Origin of the sequence: Enterovibrio norvegicus FF-33 (genome assembly GCF_000286835.2) — a bacterium.
GTDB lineage: Bacteria > Pseudomonadota > Gammaproteobacteria > Enterobacterales > Vibrionaceae > Enterovibrio > Enterovibrio norvegicus_A.
The window spans coordinates 335,400-354,587 of record NZ_AJYD02000038.1 but is presented as its reverse complement, the minus strand read 5'-3'; the positions used below and the strand labels follow the sequence as shown (position 1 = coordinate 354,587).

The 19,188-nt window shown below is 45.7% G+C and carries 14 protein-coding genes, 1 pseudogene and 1 riboswitch; of the genes and pseudogenes, 6 read left to right on the top strand and 9 right to left on the bottom strand.

Going from position 1 to position 19,188, the window contains the following annotated elements:
• Nucleotides 1–187: 187 nt before the first annotated feature.
• Nucleotides 188–1,621 carry a lipopolysaccharide biosynthesis protein gene (locus A1OO_RS09845; RefSeq protein ID WP_017002916.1) on the bottom strand — a complete coding sequence of 478 codons (1,434 nt, stop codon included), beginning with the start codon at nucleotides 1,619–1,621 and terminating at the stop codon, nucleotides 188–190.
• 6 nt (nucleotides 1,622–1,627) lie between these two features.
• Nucleotides 1,628–2,554 (bottom strand): glycosyltransferase family 2 protein, encoded by a 927-nt coding sequence (locus A1OO_RS09840; RefSeq protein WP_017002915.1) that lies wholly within the window; start codon nucleotides 2,552–2,554, stop codon nucleotides 1,628–1,630.
• 283 nt (nucleotides 2,555–2,837) lie between these two features.
• Here A1OO_RS09840 and A1OO_RS09835 point away from each other — a divergent pair, with 283 nt between their 5' ends.
• Nucleotides 2,838–3,980 (top strand): glycosyltransferase family 4 protein, encoded by a 1,143-nt coding sequence (locus tag A1OO_RS09835; RefSeq protein WP_017002914.1) that lies wholly within the window; start codon nucleotides 2,838–2,840, stop codon nucleotides 3,978–3,980.
• An 81-nt stretch (nucleotides 3,981–4,061) separates the two neighbouring features.
• Here A1OO_RS09835 and A1OO_RS09830 read toward each other — a convergent pair whose 3' ends face one another.
• Nucleotides 4,062–4,832, bottom strand: coding sequence for a hypothetical protein (locus A1OO_RS09830; protein WP_026023797.1), 771 nt, complete (start codon nucleotides 4,830–4,832; stop codon nucleotides 4,062–4,064).
• A 344-nt stretch (nucleotides 4,833–5,176) separates the two neighbouring features.
• Here A1OO_RS09830 and A1OO_RS09825 point away from each other — a divergent pair, with 344 nt between their 5' ends.
• Nucleotides 5,177–5,812: a 2OG-Fe dioxygenase family protein gene (locus tag A1OO_RS09825; RefSeq protein WP_016962294.1), complete on the top strand. Its 636-nt coding sequence runs from the start codon at nucleotides 5,177–5,179 to the stop codon at nucleotides 5,810–5,812.
• Nucleotides 5,813–5,975: 163 nt separating this feature from the next.
• Entirely contained in the window at nucleotides 5,976–7,370 is a 1,395-nt protein-coding gene (locus tag A1OO_RS09820) for a MipA/OmpV family protein (RefSeq protein WP_017002913.1), read from the top strand.
• 96 nt (nucleotides 7,371–7,466) lie between these two features.
• On the opposite strand, the gene A1OO_RS09815 is transcribed toward A1OO_RS09820, so the two are convergent.
• The 4 genes from A1OO_RS09815 to A1OO_RS09800 all read right to left on the bottom strand — a co-directional run bounded on the left by A1OO_RS09815 (nucleotide 7,467) and on the right by A1OO_RS09800 (nucleotide 11,896).
• On the bottom strand, nucleotides 7,467–7,943 hold the full coding sequence (locus A1OO_RS09815; protein ID WP_017002912.1) for a hypothetical protein: 477 nt from the start codon (nucleotides 7,941–7,943) through the stop codon (nucleotides 7,467–7,469).
• 224 nt (nucleotides 7,944–8,167) lie between these two features.
• The gene (locus A1OO_RS09810) at nucleotides 8,168–8,758 is read right to left on the bottom strand and encodes an FMN-dependent NADH-azoreductase (RefSeq protein WP_017002910.1); all 591 of its coding nucleotides are present in this window, start codon (nucleotides 8,756–8,758) and stop codon (nucleotides 8,168–8,170) included.
• A 188-nt stretch (nucleotides 8,759–8,946) separates the two neighbouring features.
• Nucleotides 8,947–9,648 (bottom strand): NrdJb, encoded by a 702-nt coding sequence (locus A1OO_RS09805; RefSeq protein WP_016962286.1) that lies wholly within the window; start codon nucleotides 9,646–9,648, stop codon nucleotides 8,947–8,949.
• 91 nt (nucleotides 9,649–9,739) lie between these two features.
• The gene (locus A1OO_RS09800) at nucleotides 9,740–11,896 is read right to left on the bottom strand and encodes an adenosylcobalamin-dependent ribonucleoside-diphosphate reductase (RefSeq protein WP_017002909.1); all 2,157 of its coding nucleotides are present in this window, start codon (nucleotides 11,894–11,896) and stop codon (nucleotides 9,740–9,742) included.
• 620 nt (nucleotides 11,897–12,516) lie between these two features.
• Here A1OO_RS09800 and A1OO_RS09795 point away from each other — a divergent pair.
• The gene (locus A1OO_RS09795; RefSeq protein ID WP_016962282.1) at nucleotides 12,517–13,197 is read left to right on the top strand and encodes an HAD family hydrolase; all 681 of its coding nucleotides are present in this window, start codon (nucleotides 12,517–12,519) and stop codon (nucleotides 13,195–13,197) included.
• Between the two features lie 83 nt (nucleotides 13,198–13,280).
• Here A1OO_RS09795 and A1OO_RS09790 read toward each other — a convergent pair whose 3' ends face one another.
• Nucleotides 13,281–14,663, bottom strand: a complete 1,383-nt coding sequence (locus tag A1OO_RS09790; protein WP_017002908.1) for an alanine/glycine:cation symporter family protein — start codon at nucleotides 14,661–14,663, stop codon at nucleotides 13,281–13,283.
• 112 nt (nucleotides 14,664–14,775) lie between these two features.
• A riboswitch (glycine riboswitch) is annotated at nucleotides 14,776–14,902 on the bottom strand.
• Nucleotides 14,903–15,333: 431 nt separating this feature from the next.
• Between A1OO_RS09790 and A1OO_RS09785 the strand changes: the two genes are divergently transcribed.
• Nucleotides 15,334–16,488, top strand: coding sequence for a hypothetical protein (locus A1OO_RS09785; protein WP_017002906.1), 1,155 nt, complete (start codon nucleotides 15,334–15,336; stop codon nucleotides 16,486–16,488).
• Between the two features lie 66 nt (nucleotides 16,489–16,554).
• On the top strand, nucleotides 16,555–17,709 hold the full coding sequence (locus tag A1OO_RS09780) for an amidase family protein (RefSeq protein ID WP_017002905.1): 1,155 nt from the start codon (nucleotides 16,555–16,557) through the stop codon (nucleotides 17,707–17,709).
• 558 nt (nucleotides 17,710–18,267) lie between these two features.
• On the opposite strand, the pseudogene A1OO_RS09775 reads toward A1OO_RS09780, so the two are convergent.
• A pseudogene (locus A1OO_RS09775) lies at nucleotides 18,268–19,188 on the bottom strand (hypothetical protein); the annotation flags it as partial.

Here is a 19,188-nt window from a genome sequence, read left to right as displayed (position 1 = left end):
ACAGGACAAAGGGCCCTGTGTGCCCTTTCGTTCAATGCCATTCTGTTTTTGCAAATCTGCAATCCGATCAACTCAGTTTTCTAATTTGACGTTGCTGTTCTTTACTGACGAAACGCCTTATCTCTGTTAGTACGCGCGGAGTCATTTTAGAGCTCCACTGAGTGCTCTATGGTCGCCAAAGTGTATTTTAATGAGCCGGATTTCGTTTTAACCGCAATTTAACCAGCAATGTCACCGGTATGTCGATGATATTGAGTTTGAGGTAAAACACCAAGGTCATCAGGGCAACCGGTAGCGTTAAGACAATAGTAGGAAGATGATATAGCCATTGATTCAAAATGCTGTTCAGCGTGAGCATAAGCCCCGAAACTCCAAGACAGGCAAGCCATTTGACGTGTCGGTAAGGGAGGGGTTGTTTTCGCTGACTGATCACATAGAAAAATATGAGGCGAAGTGAATGGGCGCTAAAGAGCACAGCGACAATTCCCAAAACACCCCATTGTGGAGTGAGCACGCTGTATCCGATGAGTGCAAACAGCGCGCACCCTGCCTGAATCCACATTTGAGCTTGGCTGGAATCGCCACAATAGCAGCCTAGATTCATGTAATCACCAGCATTTTTGATCATAGCTATCAACAATAGGAATACGAGAACGACACTCGCATCGGCGTAGACTTCGGGTAGTAGCCACTGAATTGCCATTGGCGCCGTGAGGATGAGCAAGGTCCCAAGCATAATACCGAGATTAGTGCCAAGTATTGCCTTATCCGCACATTGTTGTTTGCCATCTGGGTTCTGCAACATGGGGATTCGGGTAGGGAACCACCATAGTGCGTAGGGTTGCATCAGCAAGCCCAAAATCAGCGTGAACTTGGTTGCAACCGCATAAACAGCTAACTCTTCGATACCGACACCATGGGCAAGGAACCAGCGATCTGCGCCTTGGACGAGATAGATTGAGACTGCCCCAATCAGCACGGGAACGCCAAAAGAAAGGAGTTGTTTGGAATCTGCAAGGTGACCAATTTTTCCCATTTGTCCTCGTTGATATCCAACAAGGCAGAGCGTTAAAAGCAGACTTGAAATGGCCCCTGAGATCAGTACGGCGTCTAGCCCATATCCTAGCTCGAGCAGGACGACGGTGAGAGTGGCTTGCACAAAAGCTTTGATTACATTGAGATAGCAGAAGCGCTTGGCCAGAGCATTCATTCGCATCAAGGTTAGCGGTATGGCGATCACGCCATCGAGCATAGTAGGGATCAGTAACAAAGCGATTTGATACCAAGCAAACTCGACTGGCATTAAAGTGAGCAGCCATGGCGTCACTAAGAGGATTACCCCACTACCAATAAAACAAATGATGACACTGAGAGTGAAACAGTTTGAGACTAACTGCTGGCGCCGCTTTCCTTCTGAAGTTCCTACATAGCGGTACATCGCATCGACAATTCCAAAACTGAATAGAATCGTGCCGATATCTGCCAGTAGGATCAGTGACTCTAACGAGCCATATTCTACGAGTGATAACTTATGCGTCAGGTAGGGCAACATTAATAATGAAATGCCCTTCATCATGATAATGCCTATCGCGTAGTAGAAAGATTGTGTCATCCAAGCCATCACGGTTTACCAAGCAATTTTGAGTACACTTCTGCAATCACCCAACAGACTGCGAACACGGCGTTTGTGCATATCAAGACGAAGCGAGTTTAGTCCAAGCCAGATGGCTTTAGCGTACTGATGTCTGCTGCGATAATAGTCTGCATAGCCTTCAAGCAAGCGAGCTTTACCTTTAGTAAGCCCTTGAGACGAAACCTCACTGTGTAGATGTTTTCGGCAATATTGGTCAAATATCCTCTCTATATGTCGCAAATTATCGAGTTTGCGATTTTGGGTTTGGGTTAGAGAGTTTTGCCGCATCAGGTAAGCGGTTTGCACCGAGCTGAGCACACCAATAGGGTGCTGCTCACAAATGCGAAGCCAGAGATCCCAGTCTTCGCCAAAGCTTAATGAGTCATCAAACCAAATGGGGTGTGCAAGTTGGTGGCGATTCAGTATCACGGTTGATGTACCAATGATGTTATTGATAAGAATCGTCTCAAGCGCTCTGTCAATCCGAAAGGCTTGGCCACTTGCCTGTTGATAATGGCCCCAGTAAGCAAAGCAATCGACAATCGGCTGAAGCTCTTCATCAACATGTTCGTAATTAGTGAAACTTAACGCGATATCTGGGTGGAGTTTGTGTAAGTTCAGTTGCAGTGCCAATTTATCGGGGTACCAATAGTCGTCTGCATCGAGAAAAGCGATGTAATCGCCCTTAGCATGCCTAAGCCCGATGTTGCGTGCTTTGGCCGCACTGCCAACTGCGGTATGGAATACGCGTATCCGGCTATCTGTAATAGTGGTGAGGTACTCCTCTGTATCGTCACTGCTGTTGTCATTAATGATCAGCAGTTCAAGATTCTTGTGCGTTTGATTGAGCACACTTTCCATTGCTTTGGGTAAAAATGGCAAACAGTTGTGTGAGGGGGTGATAACCGAAACCTTGTCCATGATGTGCTCCTATGGCCAGACGAAACTCAACAACAGCACAGAATGTGCCATTATTTCAAGCTGTTGACTTATAAGTATTTTTATAGAAGGGCGATAGGGGCGCGTACCTAGTACGGGCGAAAAGATGCATATTGAATGTCAAACTGACAAAACGATGCAGGTTTCGTAGTGTTGTTAGCTTCTATTAACGCTAACTGATTAATAAATATCACTAACTTTAGTTGGCACTTTATTTGCTATTGGCTGAATACACATAAAAAAGCAGCAGCCTGAGCGTGTCCCAATGAAAAAAGTCGCCTTTATCGCCCCTACGTATCCTGTCCTGAGCGAAACTTTTATTCAAACCGAAGTTGAGTCCATTAAAGCATGTGGTCATGAGGTTATGGTGTTTGCCTTTGATATCAATAAAAGTGAGCAGCGTTTTGACTACGACTTGGCAGAAATTGCGCAAGATGTTGACTGGAATCTTTGGACTCAGATTTCTCAACGGGGACTGCTCAAGGCTATGCATTTCGTCTATGGTCAAGTTGGTTTGCCTAAGCGTTCACTGTTCTACTATGGCCTTAAACTTGCAATGCAATTGGCGGAGAAAAAAGTGGATCATGTGCATGCCCATTTTGCTCAACATACCGCTGCACACGCTATTGTTGCAGCGAGACTGCTTAATATCAGTTGTTCGTTTGTGGCACATGGACACGATGTGTACGAGGCAGCATTTGATATTAAGAACAAAATCGAAGCGAGTGATTTCGTTGTCGCAGTCTGCCAAGACATGCTCAATGACTTTGATAACGTGGCGCGCGGTAACGTCAAATTACTCCATTGTGGTGTGACAACAGATAAATTTATCCTTCGCGGGAAGCAGCCCTCTTCTCACCTTCGTCTTGTGTTCTTGGGGCGTTTGGTTGAACAAAAAGGTGTGCATCACCTCATAGAGGCGTTAGCGTCCTTGAAAGATCGGGTTGAGTTTCAACTGGATATTGTAGGCACTGGCGATATGGAGGAAGACCTAATTAAGCAGGTCAGCGAGCACGGACTTTCTAAGCGTGTAACTTTTCTCGGCGCAAAACCTCATGATTGGGTGAAAGAACATTTGGCTGACTACGATTGCTTAGTGGCACCGTTCTGCTTTTCCAAAACAGGATGTGTTGATACAGGGCCGTTGGTTCTTAAAGAAGCAATGGCGGTGGGGACGCCCGTCATTACGACCAATATCATGGGCTGTAAAGAAATCGTCACTCCAGAAACAGGCTATTTAGTGGATGAGCAAAATGTACAACAGTTAGCTACCAGCTTGGCTCAGTTTGCTCGGCTTACTTTTCAAGAGCGGCTAAAAATGGGCTACCACGCTCACAAGCGAGTCGTTGATAGCTTTAATGCTTACGTGCAAGCCAAGCGATTATCTGGATGGATCGAAAGTGTTTGAGGCTAGTGGGCTCTAGTGACGCGGCGGGGTTAATGAACAGTTTAAGGGCGCAAAGTGCGCCCTTAAAGTATTTGAAATGCACTAAATGGCAATACCGTACGGTTCATAACCTTGCCATGCATGGTCATACAAGGCACGAGACTCTTTTCGTAGCTTTTCAATTTTTGCCACTTCATATTGGCTCAAATCGCGAGCATTCAACGTCGCACTGCGCTCGATGGTTTGTATCTGCTCGTAGTTCTCATGTTCCTTACCATTTTTAACCCCAGAAATGGCTTTTAAGTGAAGTTGAACTTCAGCAATCATTTTGCTTTCTGGCAAAGCAACCAAGACTTTAATATCTCGATATCCAGACGGGCGAGGAGTATGGAAACGATTGATGACTTCCATTGTTTTCGCTGACGCGGCTAATTGCTCATAAGCGATATTCAAATCTTCTATTGAGTCCGTTTCCACAGTGATTCGAACAAGGTCAGTGAGGCGTGATACATCACCATCGAGTTCTTTATTGACCTTTTCGGTTGCGCGCTCCAGTCCTTTCAATCCAGCGGATAACACGTTGCCGTTACTTTGTTTGGCAATATCGCTGGCAAGTTGTTCTAGTTCTGCCTGAGCAGCTGGGGCTGAGGCATAAAGCTTGGTTAAATCGGCATGTGGTTGTGCGATGGCTTGGGCGCGGAATGAAGGAATAGAAAACAGCTCTGAAAGGCTCGCTTCGTGACCGGCTTGTGGCTGCTGATAAGAAATGCTCTGGCTATTTTCGGGTACTTTTACGTCGAGTTGCTCAGCATAAGCCGGCACACGAATCACCAGAATTGGAACGATAATCAGCGCTTTAAACATTCTTCCCATCTAAATACCTCTGTTGGTTGAGGGTCACTCGGTTAGCGTCCTGTGAGTGACTACAACTTCATCATATCGACTGAAGATGAATGTTAGCTGAATGGAAGGGCGAGGTTCGAGGTGAAGTTCTCAATCTGTGTTTTTACACGAGGCGCAGATCAAATTATGCAAATTATTATTCTGGCATTTGTAATATGTATAGTTTATCTGTGCGTATATCCCATATCGATTAATTAATCACTCTGTGAATGTTTGTCAAAATTGATGTGGTGACGTTAACTTAATGTAATGACAGTTATCGTGTGTTTCTTACCCAGAGATGCTCGTTAAGAGATCGATATGGAGGACGTAACATGTATCATCCAGATTATCTTATGCAGCTATGTCATATCAGCGACCTAGCAGTACAAGAACTCGAACCGACGTTTGACCATTTGCCAACTACCGCACACGCCGATGGTCAATACAGATTAAGACGCTATTCCATCGTGCAGTGTGATGCTGGCGCTGTCCGCCAAATGCCCCAACACACCTTTGTGCAAAGCCGATCCATTAACCAACACCAAGGTGGTGTTGTTCGCCATTTTGAAGACTTGTCGCCGAATGTTCTTCATTCGGAAGGGTTCTTTGAGCTTTGTCGATTGTTTAAAGACAACAATGAACTGGACGATCAGCAGGACATCGAGATCCATCAAATGAGAGTGATTACCCTAAATGACATCACTCCCGTGTCGCCAGAAGGAGTGCATCAGGATGGCTTTGATCATATTGCGATAGCGGCAATTCATCGGAAAAACGTGCAAGGCGGGGAAATTTTGGTGTACAAAGACAAAGCCGAGCAGCCGTTCTTTTCGCTGGCAATGAACGACGGAGATGTGGCGCTGCTCGACGATCATGCCGTTTGGCACAACGCAAACCCGATCCGGCCTATTAACCCTTCCTTGCTGGGACATGTTGACTTGTTTGTGTTGACGGCGCGCGAACGTTGATGCCTTCTCCTGTTCGGGTTAGGGCAAGTGAAATGATGAGTTTTGCTAGCCTTGACCCGAAGGGAATCAACCATAATTTTGCTTATTCTTATCTTTAAAATCACACAGTTACTTGTCCTTAAGTTAAACTGGTCGCAATATGAACTAATAAACCGCGTCTTTAATGTTGAATACTCCCAAATACCTCGCTTTAGTAGCAACCTTATTAACCCCTGTGTGTTGGGCTGAAGTTGTTGACGCCACAGATACCACTGAAACTCGTCTCGATGTGGCGATAGAGACAAAGAAGCCTGACGTCGATACTGTCGAAACACTGCGCCTTAAGCGAAGCGAAAACTGGGGCATAGCCGCCACGTTACGTTCTGCTGGTGTTCCTTACGCCGAAGGTGGCAGCGCGAATGTCTCCAGCTTCGTCCCTATGATGTTCTACCAAGATGAAGCGTTTTTCATCAATGGAACAGAAGGCGGCATCCGTCTTTGGGAAGAAGATGAGTGGCGGGTCAATGCTATCCTTCGCATGCGATTTATTGATTTGCCGACGGCCGTACAGAACGATATCGGCGGTGATACCGGCGACTTTGGTTTCCAACTAAAACGCCAACTTGGTGATGGCTGGTATGCAGATCTCGATGTGTTATCGGATAAAGATTATCGTTTCCACAGTGTTGCCACGCTCGGTAAAACAATTCATACAGAGGATTTTGACCTCGACGCGACGGTTTCGGCGCGTTACAAAGATGCAGACTTCAATAGCTTCTATTACGGGTTGTCAGAATACCGAAATGAAGGGGTACACATTGGAGCTGGCGTTGATCTCAAAGCGGGCATGAAAGGGCGTTACCACGTCTATTCCAATCTTTATCTCGTCGGGGCGGCATACGCGACGTATTTTGATAAGAATGTTCGCCATGCGGCTACCATCGACAAGAATTGGCAAGGGGAGGTTTTCGCTGGTTTCGGTTTCTTCAATGATCACAAACGCGATGGCGAACGAGAGATTTCGACTCGTCCATATTGGCGATTAGCGTATGGTTGGGCAACGCCTTCTAACATTGGTGAGATCATTGCAGGTGGTACGGAAAAAGACCCCTATGGTAATACGTTAACCTCGGTGTTTTATGGGCATCCGTTGACTGACTCTCTGTTTGGCGTCCCACTGGATATTTACTTGACGCCTGGCGTTGTTTGGCACTGGAGTTCTGAGGTACAAGCCTCGTCAGCCGAGTTTGTGATGGCGATTAAGGCCTATTACACGTTCGATTGGCCAACAGAATGGCGAATCGGTGCGGCAGAAGGTTTGTCATACGTCAATAACATCACCTATGTAGAAAGCTCTGAAATGGAGCGCAAAGGTTATGAGCCAAGCCATTTGCTCAACTACATTGATCTTTCTGTTGATGTGAATGTCGGTGATTTGATTGGTCAGAAGAAATTGAACAATCTGTGGTTGGGTTATTCAATTCATCACCGTTCGGCGATTTTTGAGAAAGCGAGCCAGTTTGGTCGAATCAAAGGTGGCAGTAACTACAACACGATTTACTTGCAGATGGACTTCTAAACTAAGAAGCTGGCACCTACGCGTTGGAATGTATGCGATGGTCAATCTGATGAACAAAAAAGCGGGCTTTAGAGCCCGCTTCTTTATGTTTGGTATTTAGGCAGTGTAGGGAAGGTAACCCGTGAAGCCTACAATTTTCCAGCCTGATTCGGTTTGCTTCAGGTAATACAGCGTTTGCCACTTCAGCACCTCAGGTTCTTTGCCGACAACCTGAATGGTGCCATCAAACTGCTTACGCGCGATGGCTTTGCCGTCTTTTACTTCGATTTGTTCAAGCGTGGTGAGCTTATGAATAGCGTCTTCTAGAGGCTCTGCGTATTTCGTATCAAGACTTGCACGCGCAGCTTCTAACCATGAGTCTCGGTAATCTCCGAAACGTGAAAATGCCAAGTTCCATTTCCCCGGGTCTTGATCGAATCCTGCATTCACGGCAAAAAATTCATGCTCCAGAAAGTCGTTTTCCACCATTGACCAATTCGCTTGGGTGTAAGCCTGAATATCTTTGGCGACGAGCATGTCCCAAATTTCTGCGCGATCGGGATCTTTATCTGAAAATGGATTGCTTTTAATCATTTATGACTCCAACAGTATGAATTCGCTGATGGCTTATAAAACGGGATTTAAGGACAAAAGAAAATGGGAGATAAACAAGGCTGAGAGGTTGCTCGGGGATAAGGTAAAAAAAGGGGGCTCAGGGAGCCCAAATAAAGAAAATCAAAGCGCGAAACGTGACCAAGTGTTGGCTACTTCTCGCGTTTGATGTTGGCAATATATTTGCAATGAATTGGACGCGCGGGCTAGGAAACTAAGCCTAGTAAGTCTTTTGCAGCTTGCTCCATTGAAGCCTTGGCAGGTTCATCACCCATTGCTAAGGCTTCGCTGTAAACAAATTCAATGTCGGTAATACCAACAAAGCTAAGTACCGTTTTGAGGTAGCCGACGACATGGTCGTTTTCAGTGTCTTTGTGAATGCCGCCTCGCGTTGTCACTATGATGGCTTTCTTGCCAGTCAATAGACCTTGCGGGCCTTGCTCTGTATATGCAAATGTCACTCCCGCACGTGCAATAAAATCGAACCAGTTTTTTAGCTGTGTTGGAATGGAAAAGTTGTACATTGGCGCAGCGATAACCAACGTATCACTGGCTTGGATTTCGTTAATTAATTGGTCCGACAGCGCTAGCGCATCTTGCTGTTTCTGAGTGGGGTTTTTCGCTCCACGTAAACCTGTCGCAAGTTCACCATCCAGCACGGGAACGGGGTGCGCGGCCAAATCACGCTCGATAATGAAATTGTCGCGGCCAAGTTGGTCAACCATTCCATCAATCAATGTTGTTGAAGAAGAATACTCGCCAAGAATGCTCGATTTTAGAACCAGTACATTTGCCATTTCATGCCCTATTAATATTCGTGTTTACTGTGTCTTATTGTGATAACAACTATAGAGAAAGGATAGCAGGCAAAAAAGCGGAAAAATCTGGGGGTAGTGTTCGAAAATATTGAATGAGATAACGCTTGCTGAATGTGAACCTATAAAAAAGGCTTCCTACAGGAAGCCCTTCTCGAGCAATTATGCGTTTAACCGCACTTAGAATCGCCGCAGTTTAGGCAAGTCTGGCAGCCGTCTTTTACAACAACCGCTTTGTTGTGGCACTTATAGCAAAGCGTCGCACTTGGCGGGAAGCCTGTGTTCACTTCTTCTTCTGCTTTTGGTTCCACTTTCGCTGTGTTTTCAGCACGCTTCGCTTCAAGGAATGCTTTTTGGTGTTCATCCATTTCTGGATTATCCAGCATGCCGATTTGCATCAGATGTTGTTCAATAACGTTGCCGATTTCTGCAATCAACGAAGGCACATATTTGCCTTTATTCCAGTAACCGCCTTTTGGATCGAACACTGAGCGAAGCTCTTCAACCAAGAATGTGCAATCGCCACCTTTACGGAATACGGCAGAGATAATGCGCGTTAACGCCACAATCCACTGGTAATGCTCAAGGCTCTTACTGTTGATGAAAATCTCAAATGGCTGACGCATTGCATGATCGGTGCCTTCGTTCAACACGACATCGTTGATGGTGATGAACAGAGAATGCTCAGAAACGTGCTCAGGGGTTTTCAGCTTGTAGGTGGTACCCAGCAAAACCTCTGGACGTGGCATTTCTTCATGCATGGTTTCTAGCACTGGCGCGACGTCTTCTACCAATTTAACCGGTGATTCTTGAACGACGTCTTTGCTTTTTACTTTATAAGAAACAATTTTGCTTTCGATTTTACGTGTCATAACGAATTACTTCTTCAGAGTGGACAGCTTGATCGCAAGCCATCCTGACAATGTGTATCCCCGAGTATCTTGAGGTTACTCGGGGATAGGATTAAAACTTACCGTAGTAGCCTTCTTTCAGCGCATCGTAAAGGTTTGCTGCTGAGTGAATCTCGCCGTCGTACTCAATCTTCTCGTTGCCTTTGGCTTCGAAGGTAGAGCCGTCTTCCAGCGTAAACACGTACGTGGTTTTCTCAAGATCTTCATCTTTCACCAATACACCTTGGAACACTTCTGGGTTGAAGCGGAAGGTCGTACAGCCTTTCAGACCTTTATCATACGCATCCATGTAGATGTTCTTGAAGTCTTCAAACGGGAAGTCGGTTGGCACATTGGCGGTTTTCGAGATTGAAGAGTCTATCCAACGTTGCGCAGCAGCCTGAACTTCTACGTGCTGACTTGGTGTAATGTCGTCGGCGGTGATGAAATACTCAGGTAATTGCTCGTCTTCTTTGGTGCTGTATGGCATCGCTTTGGTGTTGATAATCTCGCGGTAGGCCAGCAACTCAAAGCTATACACGTCGACGCTTTCTTTCGATTTCTTACCCGGTTTAATCACGTTACGCGTGTAGTGATGCGCAAAGCTTGGCTCGATACCATTACTCGCGTTATTCGCTAGCGACAGTGAAATTGTTCCTGTTGGTGCAATTGAACTGTGGTGCGTAAAGCGACCGCCTTTCTCAACCAGCTTTGCAATTAAATCTGGGCGAATATCGCCAATTTGCTGCATGTAACGGCTGTATTTGGCGTGAAGAACTTTGCCTTTCACCTTGTCACCAATCTTAATGCCGTCTGTTGCCATCTCTGGGCGTAGACGGAGCATTTTAGCGGTAACAACGAATTCCTGGTCCATCACAGGTGCAACGCCTTTCTCTTCGGCAAGTGCAACAGCTTGTTCCCAACCGGTGATCGCCATTTCCTGAGAAACTTGCTCAGTGAACGCGATAGACGCAGCGCTGCCGTATTTGTGGCGAAGCATCGTCAGCGTAGAGCCCAAACCAAGGAAACCCATACCGTGACGGCGTTTGGTTTCGATCTCTTCACGCTGTTTTGCTAACGGCAGTTGGTTGATCTCCACCACGTTGTCCAACATACGGGTGAAAGTCGCGACAACCTTACGATACATTTCCCAATCGAAACGTGCTTTCTCTGTGAATGGGTCACGAACGAATTTGGTCAGGTTAACTGAACCTAGTAGGCACGCACCATACGGTGGAAGAGGCTGCTCACCACAAGGATTCGTTGCACGGATCTCTTCACAGAACCAGTTGTTGTTCATCTGGTTAACTTTGTCGATCAGAATGAAGCCAGGTTCTGCGTAGTCGTAGGTTGACGTCATGATGACGTTCCAAAGATTGCGCGCTGGCATGGTGCGGTAGATCTTGCACGCAATGCGGCCGATTTCGTCTTCAACAAATCCTTCGCTGCTTGGCCAGTCTGCCCACACGATATTGGCATCGTTGTGCAGATCAGTTTTATCCTGACGTGCTTCTTTTTCAGTGACAGGGAAGATTAACTGCCATTCGCCGTCGTTCTTCACTGCTTCAATGAATTCTTCGTTGATCAGTAGTGACAAGTTGAATTGACGCAGACGGCCATTTTCACGCTTGGCACGGATGAATTCCATCACGTCAGGGTGACGAATATCCATGGTACCCATTTGTGCGCCACGACGACCACCTGCAGACGACACGGTAAAGCACATCTTGTCGTAGATATCCATGAACGACAGTGGGCCTGATGTGTACGCACCAGCGCCTGATACAAACGCGCCACGTGGACGTAAGGTAGAGAAATCGTAGCCAATACCACAACCCGCTTTTAGGGTCAGGCCTGCTTCATGAACTTTACCTAGAATGTCATCCATTGAATCTTCAATGGTGCCACTTACCGTGCAGTTGATGGTAGACGTTGCAGGCTTGTGCTCGAAAGCGCCAGCGTTAGACGTGATGCGTCCTGCCGGGATTGCACCGTGACGAAGTGCCCACAAAAATTCTTGGTACCATTTGTCTTGTACCGATTTCTCTTCGAGATCGGCAAGTGCACGAGCAACACGCTTGAATGTGTCATCGAGTGTGACATCGATTGCTTCACCGTGTTTGCTTTTTAAGCGGTACTTGCTGTCCCAGATTTCCATAGACGTATCTTGGTATGGAATTGCTAGAACACCAGTAGGTTCGATTTCAGAAGCTGACTTGGTTTTGGCCATTATGAATTGCACCTCGAGAGTAATGCCGACTTGTTGAGCGAAGCTTGGCCAAAGACACTATATTGTGTCTCTGATTGGCAAGGGCGCAGATCAAACCACTATATCGTGTGATCTTCAAGTCTTGACAAGCAGAGTTTATGGAACAAATTTTACTTCTCTTTACGGTATAGTGTGTTGTGTGTTCAAACTGTTCTGATCATGAAACCAATTAGAGAGACAATGACCGGAAATTAGCCATATTCGTCAGATCAGAAACACCAAGGTGAAAGGGCAAAGATGTGGTTTTTTTGTCGGCGCGCTGAATTTTTTTGTCATCCTACCTCTATTCTTCCGTCAAAATGAAAAAAAATAGTGTGATTTCCTCGTGATGATAGGGAATCGTTCAACACATATGGATATTTTTACTGTATTAAAGCGCAACCTTTTGTCTGTTCGCCAGTTTTCAATACACGGTGCGTCGAGTTTGATGACGGTCTACTATCTCTAGAAGCCAACAAATAATGTTGCCATGAGATTGCGATTGTAAATACAATGTTGAGTTTGCTGTGTGGGGAAAGCCAAGCGCGATATCAAATCAGCCTTGAGAACAGAGTAATGACAAGATTTGAGGAAAGGCGCGAATGAACCTGTTTATGCTCGATGTCGATGGTACGCTCATCGATAGTTATGATTTCGACTCCGACTGCTTTCGATCAGCCGTCGAAGAAGTGCTAGGTCTGCAGTTAACAGAAGACTGGGGCGCGTTCACTAATGTGACTGACGTAGGCATTTTAGAAGAACTGATTGAACAGCAAGGTATGCGTCACGAAAGAATGCGAATTCTTCGTGAGGTAAAAAGCCTATTTCTGAATAAACTGCGTGCTTACATCACGTCAAATGCGAATGAACTGGTAGCAACGCCTGGTGCCATTAAATTTGTGAACGATATGAAGTCTCATCCAAATGTCGTGCTCGCTATTGCGACGGGCGGCTGGGAAGAGTCTGCACGAATGAAGCTCAAAGCCGCAGGTTTTGACGTGAGTGGTGTGAGCTTTGCTTCGTGCTCGGATGCGATGACGCGCAGTGAGATAATGGCACTGGCCGCGTTTCGCGCCAAGCAAGATACTGGCGCCGTGTTTAGCCGTCGCGTGTATTTTGGTGATGGTGAGTGGGACAAGATGGCGACGAATACGTTAGGGTATGAATTTGTTGCGGTGGGAACAAAAGTGCAGCACCACACGCGGATTCCTAACTTCGTTCATTATGATGCTATTTTCGGGAAACTTGGGCTAATTAACATGTTAAATGCTAAATCAGCCTGATTTTTCCATCATGATTTAAAGTAAAAACAGCGCCATCTGGCGCTGTTTTTATTTGTGTAGTTATCATGAGTTGGTGGGCGGAATTATGCATTCACATGTGTAGATTCTTCGCTCAGATTTTGCTTCAGGGAATCAAAATAAGCTTTCGTTTCATCAGCAACGACATGGCGCAGTAAGATCAGGCCGATCAAGTTAGGCACTGCCATTAATCCGTTAACAATGTCTGCAATTAACCAAATCATATCCAGCTTAATAAAAGCCCCCGACAGCACAAGCGCTAAGAACACAATTTTGTAAGCCAGCACTGCGCGTTGTCCAAACAAATACACCACGCAGCGCTCGCCGTAGTAGTTCCAGCCCAGAATAGTCGTAAAGGCAAAGAACATGAGTCCTATGGCGACTACCATCGGGCCATAGCTTTGGTTAAGTCCCAAAGAGAAGGCTTCGGTGGTCATTCTCGCGCCTTCTATGTCCATTGACCATACGCCGGTTAGAACCAGAGCAAGACCCGTCATAGAGCAGATCACAATGGTATCAAGGAAAGTACCGACCATAGAGATCAAACCTTGACGAACACAGGAGTTCGTTTGGGCAGAAGCTGCTGCCATAGGCGCACTGCCAAGGCCTGATTCATTTGAAAATACCCCTCGCGCCACACCCGACTGAATTGCGAGCATGATGGTCGCACCAACAAAACCGCCTGTTGCCGCTGCGCCAGTAAATGCTGAGTTAACAATCAAACTCATTGCCGAAGGAATCGCGCTGGCATTATTGAATAAAATCACCACACACGCCGTGACGTAAATGACCGTCATGGTTGGGATGATCTTACTCGCCATGCCGGCAATTGATTTGATGCCACCGATAGTGACTGCTGCGACTAACAAGGTCAGCACAATGGCAGTGACTTCATGGGGAATGTTAAATGCGATATGTCCCGCGTCCACAATGGCATTCACTTGTGGAAAAGTACCAATACCGAAACACGCCACACCGATAGTGAAGAATGCAAATAGGCGAGCGAGCCATTTTTGCCCTGCACCTTTTTCAAGGTAAAGCATTGGACCGCCCAGCATATTACCGTTGGCATCCTGTTCACGGTATTTCACCGCGAGTAGACATTCGGCATATTTTGTCGCCATACCAAATAAGGCTGCCATCCACATCCAAAAAAGCGCACCTGGGCCGCCAAGTTTGATGGCAGTGGCTACACCGACGATGTTGCCTGTACCAATGGTGGCGGAGAGGGCGGTGCACAATGCGGCAAAACTGGATACATCGCCTTTGTCTTTTACGTTTTTCTCTTTGGTGAAAAGATACGTTAGTGCTAAAGGGAGTTTAAGAAACTGGATTGCACCGAGGCGAAATGTGAAATATACACCCGTGCCAACTAGCAGTAATAAAAGTGGTGGACCCCAAACGAGGTTATCGATGATCTCAAGTAGGTTGTGTAGTGAATAGTTCATTTATCCCCCTTTAATATCCACTTTTCTTGAGTAAATGTAAGAAAAAGCAGGCTTTGATTAAAAGGAGGAGAATAGCCGCAAAAAGCAGCAGTAAAGTGGGTACTTTATTGCGGTTATCTCCTCTGTCCTTTTGCCTGAGAGTTTCACTTGAAGTTATTCGATATCACGGTGGATGTACTCGAATACGCAAGCTTGCTCCTTCGGCGCCCGATTTAACGGATCTCTCCAGAGGCTCCTCCAACAACAGTCCATACCCACGTGCAAATGCACATATTGGGTGCCTGAAAGATTTACTTCTTCGGCGGATGGCAATGCCATCTCTCTCCTGCTGTCTTCAACGGAACGTCAAATTGTCGAAAGCATCATAGATCACAGAAATACGAATGCAATGATAAATAAGGCTCTTAGGCGAATTTGAACTTAAACAAGGTGAAATTGGCAGGGTGTGTTAACTGGATGTGGTTACATTGATACATTAAAAGGAGATGCAGTACAAAACGTCAACAATTCGTGAGGCAGAAAGTACCACAGGTTACTATCTTATTTATGATACACATGAGCTCGTGATAGATGCAGAGAACTAGTGAGTCATCTGCATTCAAGTTTTCCCTATTTCCGCCGATAAATCTTCATCTTATAAATTAACCAATTAGTAAATAACCTATAAGAAATGACGACGTTTAATGAACTCTTAGGCACAAAGCCAGGTGACGCTGAATCGACCGTAAAGCAGAGATATAAACTGCTCTCTACGCGCGTACACCCAGACAAAGGTGGGTCTAAAGCCCTGATGCAACTTGTGCGTCACGCTTATGACAACACCATTAAAGGACGCGGTGAAAACGCGTTGTCTATACCGGCGTCTGCGAGTTTCAGTGACGGTGGCGCGTTAGAGCGAGAACTGCTCAAGACAAAGAAAGAGCGAGATGAGCTCACCGCATTAAATCAGTTACTTAAAGTCCAACTCAGTCAGGCACAAAAAGGCAAAAGCGTAGGTGCGAACACAAGTAGCGCATCTGGCGCAGACTTTTCGAGAAAAATTGCGCAGTTGGAGGGGGAGTTGGTGTTACTTAAAGAAGAGCGTAACAGACTCTCCAATCAAAAAGACAGCGCCATTGCCGAACAGCATAAATTGGCGGGAGAATTACGACGCGCGCTTTCCGACAACGAGGTGATGGAAACAGAACTCGATAGAAAATCCGGTGTGAAGACACCGGGATTACTTCTTTGGGCACAGAAGTTTTGGCTGCCTGCAATGGCGATGTCGTCGCTTGTTGTTGTCGTTGCTTTAGGTATGAAAATGTTGGATTGGTCATTCGTTACTGGCTGGCTTGATGATACTTCACCAGAAGTTGCACCACCTAGAGTACGCGTCGTTCATGCTAAACCCAGCGAAAAAGAGGTGCAGAAAATAGAACGTGGTGCACTGGAAGCCCAAGACGATGACACCGGTACTAGCAGCTTACCGTTCCTTAAGCTGACTCAGAAAACAGGTGTATGGGCGCTAGCATCCTATACTGAATCTGATAAACCCTATATCGCTATTCGCAGCGACAATGGGTCATACATCGTCAATGATTGTACTGGCGATTTTCGCTTATATCTTAACGAACAGTTAAAGCCACTTCGTGTTGCTGCAAACTTAATTTATCAGCATCAGAATCAACATTTTCATGTTTATAAAATTCCTTATGGTCAAGGCTCGTCACCTGAAAGCTGGTTGCAAAGTCGAAAACTCGAAATCAATGAAGAGCTGTTTACGAGTAAATCTTTCAGAACGAGTCGTGTTGCATTAGTCAATCAATGTCAAAAAATGATGCTGTAATAAGCAGGATCTTTAGTTTAGATATAACCTTATGAATATTGGACGGAAAAAAGGTCAATAGTATCGATGATAGAGGAAAATTACCTTCTCACAGCGATAAAGCCTGAACGGCAGGATATTCCGGCTGGTGTACTGACGCGACAGCGTCTCGTCGTCAGCGATTCTGTTAGCATAAAAGGGCTGGTCACGGGAATAGGTGTCCCAGATTGGTCTGATGGCAATGAACCCGCTAAAAATGATGCAAGCGTGGTTTCTGCTTTGATGCATTCAGGTTGTCGTCTTATCGGCAAAGCGCAAATGGATGATTTTGGTACCAGTATCAGTGGGCAGAATCCTTTCCTTGCGAGATTGAAAAACCCCATTGCACCGGACGCTCGTCTTGGTGGTTCATCATCCGGAGCGGCGCTAGCGGTAGCTAAAGGTGCAGCCACCATTGCGATTGGAAACGATTGTTGTGGTGGTGTACTCATTCCCGCGTCTTACTGTCATCTCTATGGTTACCGACCTTCACAGGGTATGATCGATTTGAGAGGCATTTCGGCACTATCACCATCATTTGATGCCGTTGGTTTTATGTCCAAAAAGCTCCCTATACTGCAGCAAATAGCAGAGAAATGTTGGACGAAACCGCCTAAAGCTGTCCGTTTCAAGGCTTTAAAATATGCACCGACCTTGTTTCAAGAATTGTTACCTATTGAAGCGATGCTGGAATGGGAGGTGGCGATGAATGATTCGAAGATTCGTAGCAAAGATGTGCCAAATTTTGGCAAGCTTGCACTAACTCAAGCCCATAATATACACACCGTGATATTGGGAAGAGAAATTGATCTGCAGTATGGTCAATGGTTTGATGTTCACAAGCCTAAATTTTCAGATGAAACCGCAGAATTTTTGAGCCGTATTCGAGGGAATAGCTTTAAAGAATTTGTTGAAACGAAGAAAAAAAGAGAACTATTTAGTGACAGCATCCAAGGCTTTTTTTCTAGCGGTGAGTTGTTAATGATTCCAACTTCACCTGGGCAACCGCCTGACGATATGTTTCTTGATGACACGTTTCTTTTAAATCAACGCCGTTTATATGCCATTGCTGAAGTGGCAGGCCTAGCACAACTCACGCTGCCTTTTTTGAACGTCAATGGCACGCCTATGGGAGTTTCTCTACTTGCTCACCCTGGTGAAGATCGTTTGCTTTTTGAAGCGGCGGGCCGCTGGTTTATCTGATCTTAATGTTATGCAACGAATCGTCCTTTCCTACCTTTTTCCATCCGTTTGAGTCCTCAAATCACAGTTGCTTATCAAGCAGACACTCTTGTGTAACATAGTGATGTGCATACTGTTTGTTCACTCTTAATGCACCAATAATTTTCATATTATTTCATGGCGTAATGACATCGTAATTTACCAACAGGTCAAGAAAAATTTATTATTTTGATTTTATTGCCTTAACATTATGTTTTAAATGAAAAAAATTGCATTTGGCCTGTCGTGAACCTATCAACAGAATCTGTGGATAACCACGTGAATTATTTGGGGGGTTGATTTGTAACGCCATGATATTAATAGTCTAATTTTCGAATTTGACGATTTTATTTCGACGGGTGTCGTTGTGAATGTAATCTGTTAAATGTTGGCGCACATAGTGATCAGCAATTGTTTCAAAATTCGCCACTTTATAGGGGTGTTTTTGATTGAATTTGTCAAAGGAAAAAGAGGCAAGTCATTTGACTTACCTCTTTGCTTAATTCACAGAATCGTGGCCATTTGCAAACTCTCTATTTGCTATAAGGACGCGCCTGAGGGTTCGATCAGATCGTCCGCACCATTTCCGTTTGCGTCATTTCCGCCAAACTCATCCTCTCCGTTTAATTGGCCATCTCCATTTGTATCGAAAGAAGCAAAATTGCTAGCACTCATGTCAAAGGCTGTTCCGTCATTAGCGGCATTTTGGCTTTCTAAATCTAGATAGTTAGGGATGCCGTCATTGTCTGAGTCGGGGGCGAACGCGATGAGTCCTTGGAAGCCAGGGTTATCCACCAGTAAGTTATCATCGTTATCAGTCAGGCCAATCTCAATGACATCTGGAATGGTGTCATTGTCACTATCCAAATCTACGTCATTTGAGTAGCCATCGCCATCGGTGTCAATGGTGAAAGCAACACTGGCCATGGGTGACAACGGGATCAGCTGGAAGTCTCCCAAACTCAATGCACCACTGTAAAAGCTGGTATCAATGTAGAAGTCTGGCGTTCCTCCGTTGTAGGTGGTTGTTCTGAGTATGTTGCCGTTGTTTCGATAAACAATGACCCCTTGCAGAACATCAATCGCCAATGTGTCTCCAATGGAAACCGTGCCAAAGGTTCCCTGACTCGACCCATTCTCATAGATGCTTAACGATGACCCCACGATATAGAAGGCATAGTCAATATCAGTGTAGCTGGCGGAGGACTCAACGTTTCCCAGACCAATCATGTTGTAAGTCCCCAACGATTTAACGTTGAAGCTCAGGCGGTAGTTGTCTTCAAAACCGTAGGTAGAAAAACGTGAGGAATTAGCCTGCCAAGTCCACGATCCGCCATTGGCATTGAGTAGACCATTGGAGACGTTACTGTTCCCAGTGAGTAAAGGCCAATCTAATACAGCTTCAGGCACTCTCAACTCACCGTCGTTGGTTAGGCCATCGTTGTCACGGTCAATATCTTG

What these genes read in the sequence shown, in the direction of transcription:
- A1OO_RS09845 (WP_017002916.1), bottom strand. Translation starts at nt 1,621, where the DNA reads ATGGCTTGGATGACACAATCTTTCTACTACGCGATAGGCATTATCATG.
- A1OO_RS09840 (WP_017002915.1), bottom strand. Translation starts at nt 2,554, where the DNA reads ATGGACAAGGTTTCGGTTATCACCCCCTCACACAACTGTTTGCCATTT.
- A1OO_RS09835 (WP_017002914.1), top strand. Translation starts at nt 2,838, where the DNA reads ATGAAAAAAGTCGCCTTTATCGCCCCTACGTATCCTGTCCTGAGCGAA.
- A1OO_RS09830 (WP_026023797.1), bottom strand. Translation starts at nt 4,832, where the DNA reads ATGGGAAGAATGTTTAAAGCGCTGATTATCGTTCCAATTCTGGTGATT.
- A1OO_RS09825 (WP_016962294.1), top strand. Translation starts at nt 5,177, where the DNA reads ATGTATCATCCAGATTATCTTATGCAGCTATGTCATATCAGCGACCTA.
- A1OO_RS09820 (WP_017002913.1), top strand. Translation starts at nt 5,976, where the DNA reads ATGTTGAATACTCCCAAATACCTCGCTTTAGTAGCAACCTTATTAACC.
- A1OO_RS09815 (WP_017002912.1), bottom strand. Translation starts at nt 7,943, where the DNA reads ATGATTAAAAGCAATCCATTTTCAGATAAAGATCCCGATCGCGCAGAA.
- A1OO_RS09810 (WP_017002910.1), bottom strand. Translation starts at nt 8,758, where the DNA reads ATGGCAAATGTACTGGTTCTAAAATCGAGCATTCTTGGCGAGTATTCT.
- A1OO_RS09805 (WP_016962286.1), bottom strand. Translation starts at nt 9,648, where the DNA reads ATGACACGTAAAATCGAAAGCAAAATTGTTTCTTATAAAGTAAAAAGC.
- A1OO_RS09800 (WP_017002909.1), bottom strand. Translation starts at nt 11,896, where the DNA reads ATGGCCAAAACCAAGTCAGCTTCTGAAATCGAACCTACTGGTGTTCTA.
- A1OO_RS09795 (WP_016962282.1), top strand. Translation starts at nt 12,517, where the DNA reads ATGAACCTGTTTATGCTCGATGTCGATGGTACGCTCATCGATAGTTAT.
- A1OO_RS09790 (WP_017002908.1), bottom strand. Translation starts at nt 14,663, where the DNA reads ATGAACTATTCACTACACAACCTACTTGAGATCATCGATAACCTCGTT.
- A1OO_RS09785 (WP_017002906.1), top strand. Translation starts at nt 15,334, where the DNA reads ATGACGACGTTTAATGAACTCTTAGGCACAAAGCCAGGTGACGCTGAA.
- A1OO_RS09780 (WP_017002905.1), top strand. Translation starts at nt 16,555, where the DNA reads ATGATAGAGGAAAATTACCTTCTCACAGCGATAAAGCCTGAACGGCAG.